Genomic DNA, 13,633 nt, shown 5'->3' on the forward strand with positions numbered 1-13,633 from the left:
TTGACGACACGTCAGGAATGCTTAAGCGCGTAACAATCATTAATACACGGTCTCTTTCAGGATGCGTTTTAGGCGCAGGCCGTAGCCAGTTTTGATGAGGGGTGCAGCCCAGCGGTGGATCAGCACGCCATGGCTGCGCACCGGACGGATGACCATTTTCGGGCAAGCCACTATAAAGTACTGAAAAGATTCCAGTGCAAGAGCGTATTGGCCGACTTTGGGATTGAACGTGGAATCGGTCATGCGACCAATCGGCCGGGCAGGCGAAAGCCCCATAGCCGCCATGGAGAATGCAGAGAAAAGGTCGCGCTGCTCAAAATAAACCGGATCAAGTTCGGTGATTTCCATCTCGCCACACTCCGAAGGCCTAACGCTCTGGCCGTTATCTATCGCTTGCTGGGCGCAGGAGTATAACCCGGTTATCCCGCATTTGGACTTCGTCTGCCGAGGCTTTTCATAATGGCTGCCCCTCTCGCAGCGGCGTCGAAATCGATCGCCGGACAGAGGGGGATTGTCCAGTTAAAGACATCACTTAACCCCGCATTTGAACAGCTTCGACCAACCAGATCTAAGCCCGCTCACGCTCCCCGGCCCGGAATACGAAAGCGATTATCGCCAATGGAACGTACGCAATTGCGATGCCGACAAGGGCTGGGATTTTCTCGACTCCCACGGCAATCGCCATGGGCAGTAGCCACAATAGATTTATCGCGACGACCGAAAGCGTGACGAGCTTGTGGCTCCCGTATTTTCTCGATGCGTATTGATAGGCATGACTACGGTGCGCTTCATAGACCTTGTCGCCACTCAACAAACGCCGGATGAGCGTCCACGTTGCATCTACGATGAACACACCTAAAAGTATCAGCCAACTCCATAGTAATTCGCTTGAAGCCCACGCAGCGGAAATGCTCATAAAACCCAGGATCAACCCAAGAAAGCCACTCCCCGCGTCGCCCATGAATATACGGGCAGGCGGAAAGTTCCAGCAAAGGAAGCCACTTACTCCGGCAGCCAACACAAGGGCGGTCCACATTGAATCGACATGGCCAGACAAACCTGCGACAACACAACTTCCAAGGCAAACGCAGATCGCCTCCACACTGGCCAGACCATCGATGCCATCCATGAAGTTGTAAAGATTCAACATCCAGACCAGGTACACCAAAGCCAACACACTGCCAACCCAACCCAAGTCAACACTGACGCCGAAGAAATGCATGACAGGAAGACCGTCAAGCCAAAACAACGCCCAACCCGCAGCAACGAAATGACCCAGCAATCGCCATCTGGCGGCAATATGCCCATGATCATCAGCAAATCCGATCAAGGCCACGAACAGACCCGACCCCAACAACCCACACAAGGCAGAGAAGCTCAACAGTCCGAGACCGGCCAGCACCGGAAGCGCCAGAAGAAAGGTGACTACGATAGCCACGCCCCCACCTCGGGGAGTCGGAATTGAGTGCGAACTACGCTCGTTTGGTATATCCATCAAGCTCTTCGTCAAAGCGTAACGACGTAAAAACAGCGTGAGTGACCATGCACCGGCGAATACGGCAAGTAGAAGCCACCAGACATTCATTTCGTTAGTTTTTCCAGATAATAACCGGCGGTCTGCCGCAACGTCTCGTCCATATTCGCAGAGGGACTCCATCCGAGCAGATCACGATTTTTGCTGATATCGACTTGCAATGAGCCAAACACTCTTTGCGCTACTGACTTTTTACCCAGCAATGAAGCTGACAACGTCAACAGCCATTGGGGTATTGGCAGAAGCCTAGACGGTTGCCCCAAAGCTTTTGAGAGTCGACGCAACAATTGACTGGTAGATAAGTCCTCGCCATCACTCACCAGAAAAGTTTGATTCGCGGCAGCAGGATGGTCGAGGCAGGTGACAATAAAACTCACCAAATTGTTGATTGAAACCATGCTTCGCCGGTTTTCAATTGCCCCCAAGGGCAAAGGAATGCCTTTGCCAAGCCAACGGAGCATACTCAGAAAGTTCGCTTTAACTCCTGGCCCGTAAACCAGTGGCGGACGAATAATCACCACCTCCATACCTGTCTCGCGACCCAATTGACTCAGACGTTCCTCGGCCTCGTATTTGGAAACACCATATGGATCTTGAGGATTGGGCAGGTCATCAGCCTTGAATGGCTTGCCGGTAACAGTGCTCTCACCATTGACTTTGATTGAACTGAGAAAAATAAACCGTTTGACCCCCGAGGCGGCAGCACATTGCGCCAACCGGAGAGTACCTTCTACATTAACCTCACGAAACGCTTCCAGCGCATTTGCCGCCACTTCCTTCATGACATGCACTCGCGCCGCTGCATGAACGACAACTTGCACACCATGCAGCACAGGCAGCGACTTGTCATCGCTCATATCAAAGTACTGAACAGGACACAGTCCTTGCAGGCGGGTCGCACCTCGTACAGCTGCAATGGGATAAAACCTCTTATCGACCAGCAACTTGAACACCACCGCTTCTCCGACAAAGCCGCCTGCCCCGGTAATCAATACCTTCGGAGCGATCATCTAGACTTATTCCCTATCATCGCTGTAACCCAACATATACAGAAAAAAAACACTTTGTCCCGAGCCCTACGCCGGCAACGCCAGGCACTCAGTGAAAGCGTGACAAGTTGCATACGCCGCAATGGCAGCCAAGTTTGAACAAAAGGGTCATTGCAGCGCCCGACCAGACGCACAATCAATTGCACCTGATTGAACCACCAGCCGTCATGGATAGTTTTATAACGAGCGATGAGAGGACTCAAACCCTTGTTGGCACCGACCTGATTACGCTCATGCTGGCGATAATTCATGGACGGTTTCGGATCGATAAACCATTGGTAACGATGACTACGTGCAAAGGCATAGCAGTACCAGTCATGCAGACTGACTTTTTGCAACAGTTGCCAATTATCGAGCATCGAGGCCTTAAGTGAACCTGCGAGCTGCTTGTTCATCACGTAAGTACAACCAGGCCCCGCCGCTTCGAAAAGGAAATCCCATTCAACCTGAGACTGTGCCTTGTCCAGTAAATGCGTCGTTCCATCAGGCCAGAAAGCCGTGACATTACTAGAGTAAGCATCGACTTCGCGAGTTTGAATCGCATGGATAGCGCGCTGCAGTTTGTCGGAATGCCACACGTCATCCTGATCGGCAAAGGCCACGTAGTCGTAACCTTGAAGATCGACATCACGGACTAGCCGAAAGAAGTTGCGAGAGGCCCCACCAAATCTACCGGCAGCCGGCAAGATTAGCACCTCGGGATGTGTCGCGGCATAAGCCACGCACCACTCTTCGGTCCCGTCAGTGGAAGAATCAATACTGATATAGACAGTTATGTCGACCGCAGATTGGCCAAGGATTGAAGCCAACTGCTCCTCAATCCATTGCATGCCATTGTAGGCAGCCAGCAAAACCACGACCTTGGGATGTTTTACTGGCATGCCTTTCCTGCTTGCACCGGGTAAACGCTATCGCTCAAAAAGTGAGCGTTCGAATCAGTGAGAGGGCGAGTCCAGAAGCTTTTGCAGATACTGGCCGTAGCCGGTTTTCTTCAGGGCATCAGCCTGTGCACCTAACTGCTCAGCAGTGATCCAGCCATTGTGGTAAGCAATCTCTTCCAGGCACGCCACTTTCAAGCCTTGTCGCTGCTCGATAGTGTGTACGAAGTGACTGGCTTCCAGCAGCGAATCATGAGTCCCGGTATCAAGCCAGGCGAAACCGCGGCCAAGCATTTCAACACTCAGCGTTTTGCGCTCAAGGTAGGCACGGTTAACGTCGGTAATTTCCAGCTCTCCGCGCTCAGAAGGCTTGATGCCCTTGGCAATCTCCACAACGTCGTTGTCGTAGAAGTACAGGCCGGTGACCGCATAGTTGGACTTCGGCTTTAGTGGCTTCTCTTCAATGCTCAGTGCGCGACCGCTAGCATCAAACTCCACCACACCAAAGCGTTCCGGGTCGGACACGTGATAGCCGAATACCGTTGCACCCTGTTGTTGAGAGCTTGCCGAACGCAAGTTATCGGAGAAGTGCTGACCGTAGAAGATGTTGTCACCGAGAATCAGACAGCAAGGATCCTCGCCGATGAATTCCTCACCGATGATAAATGCTTGTGCAAGGCCGTCCGGGCTAGGCTGCTCAGCGTAGGTCAACTTGATACCGTACACACTACCGTCACCCAGCAGCTTGCGGAAACATGGCAAGTCTTCCGGCGTCGAGATGATCAGGATTTCGCGCATACCCGCCAGCATTAACACCGACAAGGGATAAAAGATCATCGGCTTGTCATAGATTGGCAGCATCTGTTTCGACACACCAAGGGTCAACGGATGCAGGCGCGTGCCAGAACCGCCAGCAAGGATGATGCCTTTACGATTTGTCGTGGTCATTTATTCAGGACTTCCCTAAGCATTCGGGTTACGCCACTTTGCCAATCCGGCAAGTGTAGAGAAAAGTTGTCGCGCAGCTTTTGAGTATTCAAGCGTGAATTCAGCGGGCGACGCGCAGGTGTTGGATAAGCGGTCGTATCGATCGGATTGACGGCGGTCACTGCCAACTCTTCACCTTGAGCCTTGGCAAAATCGATAACGTGACAGGCATAGCCGTACCAGGAAACCTCGCCTGCGGCGGCCAAATGATAAAGGCCTGCCAGCTCAGGACGATGCATGACTTGCTGAATTGCCAATGCGGTGACATCCGCAATCAAGTCGGCGCCAGTAGGCGCTCCAATCTGATCGGCGATAACGCTCAGGCTTTCACGATCCTTCGCCAGACGCAGCATAGTCTTGGCAAAATTGTTGCCGCGAGCGCCATAAACCCAACTGGTACGAAAGATCAGATGCTTGCATCCCGAGGCAATAATTGCCTGCTCGCCCGCAAGTTTGCTCGCGCCATAGTGATTCACCGGAGCGACAGAGTCGGTTTCCTGCCAGGCCTGCGCACCTTGCCCACTGAAGACATAATCGGTGGAGTAATGAATTAGCCAAGCACTCAGGGATGCCGCCTCTTGCGCCATGACCTGACTCGCCTGACCGTTCACACGGTCAGCCAGTTCGGTCTCCGACTCTGCCTTATCGACTGCAGTGTAAGCGGCAGCGTTAACAATGACCTGAGGCTTGACCTGGCGAATCGTCGCACGCAATGCTTCCAGATCGGACAAATCGCCACCCGTGTTACGGTCGAGGGAAATCAATTCCCCCAGCGGCGCGAGAGACCGTTGCAGCTCCCAGCCGACCTGACCGTTTTTTCCCAGGAGAAGGATTTTCATGCCTTGCTCGATCGATCGCTGTAATTCTGGTCGATCCACTGCTGATAGCTGCCGCTTTTCACGTGCTCTACCCATTCAGTGTTGGTCAGATACCATTCAACCGTTTTACGGATACCGGATTCAAAAGTCTCTTGCGGCGTCCAGCCCAGCTCGCGCTGTATTTTGCTTGCATCAATCGCATAACGCTGATCGTGACCCGGGCGATCCTGAACATAAGTGATCAGGCTGGCATGTGGACGATGAGCTGAATCAGGACGCAACTCATCCAGCAGTGCACAAAGAGTGTTCACCACTTCGATGTTTTGCTTCTCGTTGTGACCGCCAATGTTGTACGTCTCACCGATGACGCCTTCGGTCACGACTTTGTAAAGTGCACGGGCGTGATCTTCGACGTAGAGCCAGTCACGAACCTGGTTACCCTTGCCGTAAACCGGCAGTGGCTTACCTTCCAGCGCATTAAGAATGATCAGCGGTATCAGCTTCTCAGGGAAGTGGCACGGGCCGTAGTTGTTGGAACAATTGGTTACCAGCGTTGGCAACCCATAGGTGCGAGCCCAGGCGCGAACCAAGTGATCGGAACTGGCTTTGCTGGCCGAATAAGGCGAGCTGGGCTGATAAGGCGTGGTTTCGGTGAACAGATCTTCCGGGCCTTCCAGGTCACCATAAACTTCGTCAGTCGAAATATGGTGAAAACGGAAGTTGGCTTTACGCACATCATCCAACGCAGCCCAGTAATGGCGGGCCGCTTCCAGCAAAGTGTAAGTGCCAATGATGTTCGTCTGGATGAACTCGGATGGGCCTGAGATCGAGCGATCAACGTGAGACTCTGCGGCCAAATGCATGATTGCATCCGGTTGATGCTCACGTAGGACACGGTCGATCTGCTCACGGTCGCAAATATCGACACGCTCGAACACGTAACGTGGATTCTGGCTAACTTGCGCCAATGACTCCAGATTACCGGCGTAAGTCAGCTTATCGACGTTAACGACAGAGTCGGTAGTGTTGGAGATAATGTGACGGATGACTGCCGAGCCGATAAACCCGGCGCCGCCGGTTACTAGAATTTTCACGCGAAACCATACCCTTGAGCTGCGGACAGCGCCACCAACGAGCGCCGTCTAATCCATGAATGCAAAAACCGTCAAAGATACGGCTTCCGTCAGAGTCAGTCTGAGTCGATGTACAAAGCAGGCACTATCGAACAAGGGCTGCATTTTACAGCTTAGCGAACGTTTTACTAATGGATAAAGACAGGTAGAGAGGCAATTTCGACAGACGCCCTGCACCTGTCGCCTTAGATAAGACGTTTGCGCGCAGCCCTGGACGAACGCCCCAGAAACCAGGCGAATAATGGACCAATCAACATGCCAATCAGCAACGCCAAAACCACGACAAGTGATACCGGCAACTGAGGCCCAGACAAACCCAGAAACAATAACGACACTGATTGTTGATTCTCAAGAACAAAGGCCAGAATCACCAACACCAGCAAGAGAATAAAAACGCCAAGAAGTATGCGCTTAAGGTTACGCATGGGTAACTCCCTGAATGGTAGCGACTGTCAAACCCCCTCCTCCTCTTCCTCGTTCACTCGGTCGCGCAACTCTTTGCCCGGCTTGAAGTGCGGAACAAATTTACCGTCCAGACTGACAGACTGACCAGTCTTCGGATTGCGGCCGACGCGCGGCGCACGGTAGTGCAGAGAGAAGCTGCCAAACCCACGGATCTCGATGCGATCGCCGGTAGCCAGGCATTGGGACATTTGTTCAAGCATGGTCTTGATGGCCAGCTCCACATCTTTCGATGAGAGTAGCCCTTGATGGGTGACAATTCGTTCGATCAACTCCGACTTCGTCATATTTTTCCCTTCTTTTTCAAGCAGCTAGATCAGCGCTTGAAAGGTTTTAGCACGCCCGGAAGATTTTGAACAGCCCAGGGATTGACATATCTTCCTCGGCGCCGAAACGCCCTTTTTTTGAGCATCGATTCACCCTTCTGGAACATCTGCGCCATTAGCGGCAGATCACCAACATGGTTCGAGTCACGTATCCCGCAGGATTGAAGCCGAACGGGAATTCATCATCCTTGGCATCATCAGACCGCGTAATCACCTTGTAGCCATCACCTTTGCACTCCTTCGCCGCGCGCTTTTGGCACTTCTCCCAACCGGACCCGAGACCGGAGCAATCGATTTCGATACCACTGACACCACGCACCGCATGAGTCTTTGCGCTGGTAGTACAGCCGGCCAACAGCAAAATTGCCGTGAGGACAATTAACTTGTTCATCCACTTCCTTATGCCAGGCAACTGCCCGACTACTACACGCTTAAGACCAAGCTTAGCCGCGAATAGACGATTGATCCGATTAAACAAACAGACCGCCGGGCACGAGCATTGGTTTCACGTAAATGCTTGAGCGTGCGAGGAATTTACATGACACCAAATCGCAGACACAAAAAAGGGCGACCGAAGTCGCCCTTTTTAATGGTCAGACAGAACTCAGTTCTGTTTAGCCATTGCTTGACGCAGCAGTGCCGCCATAGTGGTGTCAGCTGCTTCGCCTTCCGGAGCTGCTTTCAGACTCTGGATAGCTTCTTTCTCTTCAGCATCGTCTTTCGATTTGATCGACAGCTGAATTACACGGCTCTTACGATCAACGCTGATGATCTTGGCTTCTACTTCCTGGCCTTCTTTCAGAACGTTGCGCGCGTCTTCAACGCGGTCACGGCTGATTTCGGAGGCTTTCAGAGTCGCTTCGATATCGTCGGCCAGAACGATGATGGCGCCTTTGGCGTCAACTTCTTTCACGGTGCCAGTAACGATTGCGCCTTTGTCGTTAACCGAGACGTACTCGGAGAACGGATCGCTTTCCAGTTGCTTGATACCCAGGGAGATACGCTCGCGCTCTGGGTCAACCGACAGGATAACGGTGTCCAGCTCGTCGCCCTTCTTGAAACGACGTACGGCTTCTTCGCCCACTTCGTTCCAGGAGATGTCGGACAGGTGAACCAGACCGTCGATGCCGCCGTCCAGACCAATGAAGATACCGAAATCGGTGATCGACTTGATGGTGCCGGAGATCTTGTCGCCCTTATTGAACTGGCCAGAGAAGTCTTCCCACGGGTTCGACTTGCACTGCTTGATGCCCAGGGAGATACGACGACGCTCTTCGTCGATGTCCAGAACCATAACTTCCACTTCGTCGCCGACTTGTACGACTTTCGAAGGGTGGATGTTCTTGTTGGTCCAGTCCATTTCCGAAACGTGTACCAGACCTTCAACGCCTTCTTCCAGCTCTGCGAAGCAGCCGTAGTCGGTCAGGTTGGTTACACGAGCGGTAACGCGAGTGCTTTCTGGGTAACGGGCTTTAATAGCAACCCATGGATCTTCGCCCAGTTGCTTCAGGCCCAGGGAAACACGATTGCGCTCGCGATCGTACTTCAGAACCTTAACGTCGATTTCGTCACCAACGTTGACGATCTCGGAAGGATGCTTGATGCGCTTCCAGGCCATGTCGGTGATGTGCAGCAGGCCGTCCACGCCACCCAGATCGACGAATGCGCCGTAATCGGTGAGGTTTTTGACGATACCTTTGACTTGCTGGCCTTCCTGCAGGGATTCCAGCAGAGCTTCACGCTCGGCGGAGTTCTCGGCTTCCAGGACGCTGCGACGGGAAACGACAACGTTGTTGCGCTTCTGGTCCAGCTTGATGACCTTGAATTCCAGCTCTTTGCCTTCCAGGTGCGTGGTGTCGCGCACTGGACGGACGTCAACCAGGGAACCTGGCAGGAACGCACGGATGCCGTTAACGTCGACAGTGAAGCCGCCTTTAACCTTACCGTTGATAACGCCCTTGACCACTTCCTCAGCTGCGAAGGCTGCTTCCAGAACGATCCAGCATTCAGCGCGCTTGGCTTTTTCACGGGACAGCTTGGTTTCACCGAAACCGTCTTCAACCGAGTCCAGAGCAACGTGAACTTCGTCACCGACATTGATAGTCAGATCGCCAGCGTCGTTGTAGAACTGCTCAAGCGGGATGAGTGCTTCAGACTTCAGGCCAGCGTGAACGGTTACCCAGCGAGCCTGGTAATCGATATCAACGATAACACCGGTGATGATGGAGCCTGCCTGAAGGTTCAGGGTTTTTAGGCTTTCTTCAAAGAGTTCCGCAAAGCTTTCGCTCATTTTAATTCCTGTAAATGAGGGCGAAGGATACGCCCATCTCCACACCCCAGACGGTGTGGGTTAGTTTCATATAGAAGAAGCGCTGCAGGACTATGACTGGTCCCCTGCCGCCTTCTTGGTCACCCGGCGATATCGCGAATGGCGATCTCGCTCATGATGCGTTCAAGCACCTGATCGATGGACAACTCCGTGGAATCCAGCTGTATGGCGTCAGCCGCCGGTTTAAGCGGGGCTACCGCTCGCTGGGTGTCACGCTCGTCGCGCGCACGGATCTCATCTAGCAGACTCGACAGACTAACACCCTCGACTTTGCCCTTCAACTGCAAATATCGACGGCGCGCCCTCTCCTCGGCACTGGCGGTCAGGAAAATCTTCAGCGGCGCATCAGGAAAAACCACTGTACCCATGTCGCGACCATCCGCTACAAGGCCCGGCGTTTCCTGAAATGCACGCTGGCGCTGCAGCAGCGCCTCGCGTACAGCGGGCAATGCAGCCACTTGCGAAGCGCCGGAACCGACGCTTTCCGTGCGTATCACGTCGCTGACTTCATCGCCTTCCAGAATGATGCGTTGCAACTGACCGTCGGTCGCCGCAATGAACTGCACATCCAGATGAGCGGCCAGTTTCTTCAGCAGTTCTTCATTGGTCAGGTCGACACCATGATTATGCGCAGCGAACGCCAGCAGGCGGTAAAGCGCTCCGGAATCCAGCAGATTCCAGCCCAGACGCTTGGCCAGAATCCCGGCTACCGTGCCCTTGCCAGAGCCGCTAGGCCCATCGATGGTGATGACCGGTGCAATGTTTTTCACGACTGAGCCTCTTGAGCCACACGAATGCCGACCTGACCGCACAACGCGAGGAAGTTCGGGAACGACGTCGCGACGTTGGCGCAATCATGGATACGGATCGGTGCGGTTGCGCACAAGGACGCCACGCTGAAAGCCATGGCGATACGGTGATCGCCGTGACCATGCACTTCGCCGCCGCCAATCTGGCCGCCGTCGATGATGATGCCGTCCGGCGTTGGCTGGCATTTGACGCCCAGTGCCAACAGACCGTCCGCCATCACCTGGATACGATCCGATTCCTTGACCCGCAACTCTTCAGCGCCGGTCAGCACGGTGCGCCCTTCGGCACAGGCAGCAGCCACGAACAGCACCGGGAATTCGTCGATGGCCAGCGGAACCAGCGCTTCCGGAATCTCGATACCTTTGAGTTTAGCTGCCCGCACGCGCAGGTCAGCCACTGGTTCGCCGCCCACTTCACGCTGGTTTTCCAGCGTGATATCCGCGCCCATAAGGCGCAGGATGTCGATGACGCCGGTACGGGTCGGGTTGATGCCGACGTGCTCGAGCACCAACTCCGAACCTTCGGCAATCGAAGCAGCCACCAGGAAGAATGCCGACGACGAGATGTCGCCCGGCACTTCGATATGAGTAGCTGTCAGCTTGCCGCCGGACTCGACCGAAGCAGTAGCGCCTTCAACGCTGACCGGGTAGCCGAAGCCACGCAACATGCGCTCGGTGTGGTCACGGGTCGGCGCAGGTTCGGTAACGGTGGTCTTGCCTTCAGCGTACAGACCGGCGAGCAGCAGGCAGGATTTCACCTGCGCACTGGCCATCGGCATGGTGTAAGTCAGGCCTTTTAGCTTATGACCGCCGCGAATGGTCATCGGCGGACGACCTTCGGCAGCAGTTTCGATCACGGCGCCCATTTCACGCAGCGGATTGGCCACGCGATTCATCGGACGCTTGGACAGCGACGCATCACCTGTCAGGGTGCTGTCGAAGTTCTGCGCGGCCAGCAGGCCGGACAGCAGACGCATCGAAGTACCGGAGTTGCCCAGATAGATCGGGCCCGGCGCTGGTTTCAGGCCATGCAGGCCGACACCGTGAATGGTCACGCGGCCGTGATGCGGGCCTTCGATAACCACGCCCATGTCGCGGAACGCCTGCAAGGTCGCCAGGGCGTCTTCGCCCTCGAGGAAGCCTTCGACTTCCGTGACGCCTTCGGCCAGCGAGCCGAGCATGATCGAACGGTGGGAAATGGATTTGTCACCCGGTACGCGAATCCGACCGGACAGGCGGCCACCAGGTTGAGCCAGGAAGATCAGATCGTTGGAATTCATAGCGTCCACATAGGCCCTGCGGGCCAGGATTTTACTGAAATGCTCGCGGGCAACCCGGGCGCGAGTGAAAACGCCCAACAATTGGTGCCCATCCCCTGCATCGACCGCGTCGCGCAAGGCGTCGAGATCGCTGCGAAATGTATCGAGTGTGCGCAGGACAGCCTCGCGGTTGGCGAGAAAGATGTCGTGCCACATCACCGGGTCGCTTCCGGCGATTCTTGTGAAATCGCGGAAACCGCCCGCAGCGTAACGGAAGATCTCAAGATTTTCATTGCGCTTGGCCAACGAATCGACCAGACCGAACGCCAGCAGATGCGGCAAATGACTGGTCGCCGCCAACACTTCGTCATGACGCTCGACCTGCATGTGCTCGACATCGGCACCTAGTTCGCGCCACAGACGATCGACGACAGCCAGCGCTGCCGGATCGGTCTGTTCAAGCGGTGTGAGGATCACTTTATGGCGACGGAACAGTTCGACATTGGAGGCTTCCACCCCGCTCTGCTCGGAACCGGCAATCGGATGCCCGGGCACAAAGCGCGCCGGCATGCCGCCAAACGCCTCGGTTGCTGCGCGAACCACATTGCCTTTGGCGCTGCCGACATCGGTCAGAATCGCCTGCCCCAGATCCATGCTCGCCAGACGCGCGAGCACCTTTTCCATGGCAAGGATCGGCACCGCCAACTGAATCACGTCCGCGCCCTGGCAAGCTGCCACGAGGTCATCTTCGCAGCGATCCACCACACCCAACTCGACCGCCAGCTTGCGCGATTGCGGGTCGAGATCGACCCCGACCACTTCGCGGCACACACCACTTTCGCGCAAGCCTTTGGCAAACGAACCACCGATCAACCCCAGACCGACCACCACAAGGCGACCGATCATAGGTGCAGCAGATTGCAGAGCAGTGACATCACCCACGAGCCAGAACCTTGCGCAGCGCTTCGAGGAAGCGGCTGTTTTCCGCCGGCAGACCGATGGTCACCCGCAGGTGGTTCGGCATGCCGTAGTTGGCCACCGGACGCACGATCACGCCTTCGCGCAGCAAGCCCTGAAATACCGGAGCGGCTACCTGAGCCAGATCGACGCAAATGAAGTTGCCTTTGGATTCGATCCAGCTCAGACCCAACTCACGAAAACCGGCTTGCAACTGCTGCATGCCCGCTTCGTTGAGCTGACGACTCTGCGCCAGATACTCCTCGTCTTTCAGCGCAGCACATGCCGCTGCCAGCGCAAGGCTGTTGACGTTGAAGGGCTGACGAACACGGTTCAATACATCCGCCACCACTGGAGTGGACAGACCGTAGCCGACGCGCAACGCCGCCAGACCGTAGGCCTTGGAGAACGTGCGCGACACCAGCAGGTTTGGATAAGCCGCGAGGAAGTCCAGGCCATCCGGCAAGTCGCTGCCTTCGGCGTACTCGATGTACGCCTCGTCCAGCACCACCAGCACATGCTCCGGAACGTCCTGCAGGAATTCGTCCAGCGCTTCAGCGCCGAACCAGGTGCCGGTCGGGTTGTTCGGGTTGGCAATAAACACCACGCGGGTGTTGGCATCGATGGCCGCGAGCATTGCAGGCAGATCGTGCCCCCAATCCTTTGCCGGCACCACTTTGGCCTGCGCGCCGACCGCCTGAGTCGCAATCGGATACACGGCGAACGCGTGCTCGCTGAACACAGCATTCAGGCCTGGCGCCAGATAAGCGCGCGCGACCAGTTCAAGAATGTCGTTCGAGCCATTGCCCAAGGTGACCTGGTTCAACTCGACGCGGCACTGCTCGGCCAGCAGGGATTTCAGCGCGAAACCGTTACCGTCCGGATAACGGGTCAGCTCGGCCAGTTCTTCGCGAATCGCCGCCAAGGCCTTTGGACTGGCACCCAGCGGGTTTTCATTGCTTGCCAGTTTGACGATTTTTGCTGGATCCAGATCCAGCTCGCGCGCCAGTTCGTCCACAGGCTTGCCCGGAACGTACGGCGAAAGTTGTTGCACGCCCGGCTGTGCCAGAGCGAGGAAATTGCCACTCATTA

General features: G+C 55.3%; 14 protein-coding genes. All 14 read right to left on the bottom strand.

Translation table 11 applies throughout. From position 1 onward, the window contains the following. Positions 1–39 precede the first annotated feature (39 nt). The 14 genes from F2P67_RS23890 to hisC all read right to left on the bottom strand — a co-directional run bounded on the left by F2P67_RS23890 (position 40) and on the right by hisC (position 13,631). A complete protein-coding gene (locus F2P67_RS23890) occupies positions 40–348 on the bottom strand; it encodes a hypothetical protein (protein ID WP_166224554.1) in 309 nt (102 codons plus the stop codon). 220 nt (positions 349–568) lie between these two features. Continuing rightward, positions 569–1,585, bottom strand: coding sequence for an MraY family glycosyltransferase (locus F2P67_RS23895; protein ID WP_166224557.1), 1,017 nt, complete (start codon positions 1,583–1,585; stop codon positions 569–571). After that, positions 1,582–2,544 carry a UDP-glucose 4-epimerase family protein gene (locus F2P67_RS23900; protein ID WP_166224559.1) on the bottom strand — a complete coding sequence of 321 codons (963 nt, stop codon included), beginning with the start codon at positions 2,542–2,544 and terminating at the stop codon, positions 1,582–1,584. The genes F2P67_RS23895 and F2P67_RS23900 overlap by 4 nt, the downstream gene beginning before the upstream one ends. Further along, positions 2,541–3,464, bottom strand: a complete 924-nt coding sequence (locus tag F2P67_RS23905) for a glycosyltransferase (protein ID WP_166224562.1) — start codon at positions 3,462–3,464, stop codon at positions 2,541–2,543. Before F2P67_RS23905 ends, F2P67_RS23900 begins: the two co-directional genes overlap by 4 nt. 54 nt (positions 3,465–3,518) lie before the next feature. Further along, entirely contained in the window at positions 3,519–4,409 is an 891-nt protein-coding gene (gene rfbA, locus F2P67_RS23910) for a glucose-1-phosphate thymidylyltransferase RfbA (protein ID WP_166224565.1), read from the bottom strand. Then, a complete protein-coding gene (gene rfbD / locus F2P67_RS23915) occupies positions 4,406–5,287 on the bottom strand; it encodes a dTDP-4-dehydrorhamnose reductase (RefSeq protein ID WP_166224568.1) in 882 nt (293 codons plus the stop codon). The genes rfbA and rfbD overlap by 4 nt, the downstream gene beginning before the upstream one ends. Continuing rightward, on the bottom strand, positions 5,284–6,360 hold the full coding sequence (gene rfbB, locus F2P67_RS23920; protein ID WP_166224571.1) for a dTDP-glucose 4,6-dehydratase: 1,077 nt from the start codon (positions 6,358–6,360) through the stop codon (positions 5,284–5,286). The genes rfbD and rfbB overlap by 4 nt, the downstream gene beginning before the upstream one ends. A gap of 224 nt (positions 6,361–6,584) precedes the next feature. Beyond that, positions 6,585–6,824, bottom strand: a complete 240-nt coding sequence (locus F2P67_RS23925) for a lipopolysaccharide assembly protein LapA domain-containing protein (protein ID WP_166224574.1) — start codon at positions 6,822–6,824, stop codon at positions 6,585–6,587. 27 nt (positions 6,825–6,851) lie between these two features. Further along, the gene (ihfB, locus tag F2P67_RS23930; protein ID WP_003189779.1) at positions 6,852–7,148 is read right to left on the bottom strand and encodes an integration host factor subunit beta; all 297 of its coding nucleotides are present in this window, start codon (positions 7,146–7,148) and stop codon (positions 6,852–6,854) included. 154 nt (positions 7,149–7,302) lie between these two features. Beyond that, entirely contained in the window at positions 7,303–7,578 is a 276-nt protein-coding gene (locus F2P67_RS23935; RefSeq protein WP_166224577.1) for a hypothetical protein, read from the bottom strand. 213 nt (positions 7,579–7,791) lie between these two features. Next, a complete protein-coding gene (rpsA, locus tag F2P67_RS23940) occupies positions 7,792–9,477 on the bottom strand; it encodes a 30S ribosomal protein S1 (RefSeq protein WP_007963626.1) in 1,686 nt (561 codons plus the stop codon). A 119-nt stretch (positions 9,478–9,596) separates the two neighbouring features. Beyond that, the gene (cmk, locus tag F2P67_RS23945; protein ID WP_166224580.1) at positions 9,597–10,286 is read right to left on the bottom strand and encodes a (d)CMP kinase; all 690 of its coding nucleotides are present in this window, start codon (positions 10,284–10,286) and stop codon (positions 9,597–9,599) included. Then, positions 10,283–12,490, bottom strand: a complete 2,208-nt coding sequence (locus tag F2P67_RS23950; RefSeq protein WP_246226546.1) for a bifunctional prephenate dehydrogenase/3-phosphoshikimate 1-carboxyvinyltransferase — start codon at positions 12,488–12,490, stop codon at positions 10,283–10,285. Before F2P67_RS23950 ends, cmk begins: the two co-directional genes overlap by 4 nt. A 28-nt stretch (positions 12,491–12,518) precedes the next feature. Beyond that, a complete protein-coding gene (hisC, locus tag F2P67_RS23955; protein ID WP_016986958.1) occupies positions 12,519–13,631 on the bottom strand; it encodes a histidinol-phosphate transaminase in 1,113 nt (370 codons plus the stop codon). Between the last annotated feature and the right edge of the window lie 2 nt (positions 13,632–13,633).

Origin of the sequence: Pseudomonas atagonensis (assembly GCF_011369485.1) — a bacterium.
Classification (GTDB): Bacteria; Pseudomonadota; Gammaproteobacteria; order Pseudomonadales; family Pseudomonadaceae; genus Aquipseudomonas; species Aquipseudomonas atagonensis.

What these genes read in the sequence shown, in the direction of transcription:
- F2P67_RS23925 (WP_166224574.1), bottom strand. Translation starts at nt 6,824, where the DNA reads ATGCGTAACCTTAAGCGCATACTTCTTGGCGTTTTTATTCTCTTGCTG.
- rpsA (WP_007963626.1), bottom strand. Translation starts at nt 9,477, where the DNA reads ATGAGCGAAAGCTTTGCGGAACTCTTTGAAGAAAGCCTAAAAACCCTG.
- rfbD (WP_166224568.1), bottom strand. Translation starts at nt 5,287, where the DNA reads ATGAAAATCCTTCTCCTGGGAAAAAACGGTCAGGTCGGCTGGGAGCTG.
- F2P67_RS23950 (WP_246226546.1), bottom strand. Translation starts at nt 12,490, where the DNA reads ATGATCGGTCGCCTTGTGGTGGTCGGTCTGGGGTTGATCGGTGGTTCG.
- F2P67_RS23895 (WP_166224557.1), bottom strand. Translation starts at nt 1,585, where the DNA reads ATGAATGTCTGGTGGCTTCTACTTGCCGTATTCGCCGGTGCATGGTCA.
- F2P67_RS23935 (WP_166224577.1), bottom strand. Translation starts at nt 7,578, where the DNA reads ATGAACAAGTTAATTGTCCTCACGGCAATTTTGCTGTTGGCCGGCTGT.
- ihfB (WP_003189779.1), bottom strand. Translation starts at nt 7,148, where the DNA reads ATGACGAAGTCGGAGTTGATCGAACGAATTGTCACCCATCAAGGGCTA.
- F2P67_RS23900 (WP_166224559.1), bottom strand. Translation starts at nt 2,544, where the DNA reads ATGATCGCTCCGAAGGTATTGATTACCGGGGCAGGCGGCTTTGTCGGA.
- F2P67_RS23905 (WP_166224562.1), bottom strand. Translation starts at nt 3,464, where the DNA reads ATGCCAGTAAAACATCCCAAGGTCGTGGTTTTGCTGGCTGCCTACAAT.
- rfbA (WP_166224565.1), bottom strand. Translation starts at nt 4,409, where the DNA reads ATGACCACGACAAATCGTAAAGGCATCATCCTTGCTGGCGGTTCTGGC.
- hisC (WP_016986958.1), bottom strand. Translation starts at nt 13,631, where the DNA reads ATGAGTGGCAATTTCCTCGCTCTGGCACAGCCGGGCGTGCAACAACTT.
- F2P67_RS23890 (WP_166224554.1), bottom strand. Translation starts at nt 348, where the DNA reads ATGGAAATCACCGAACTTGATCCGGTTTATTTTGAGCAGCGCGACCTT.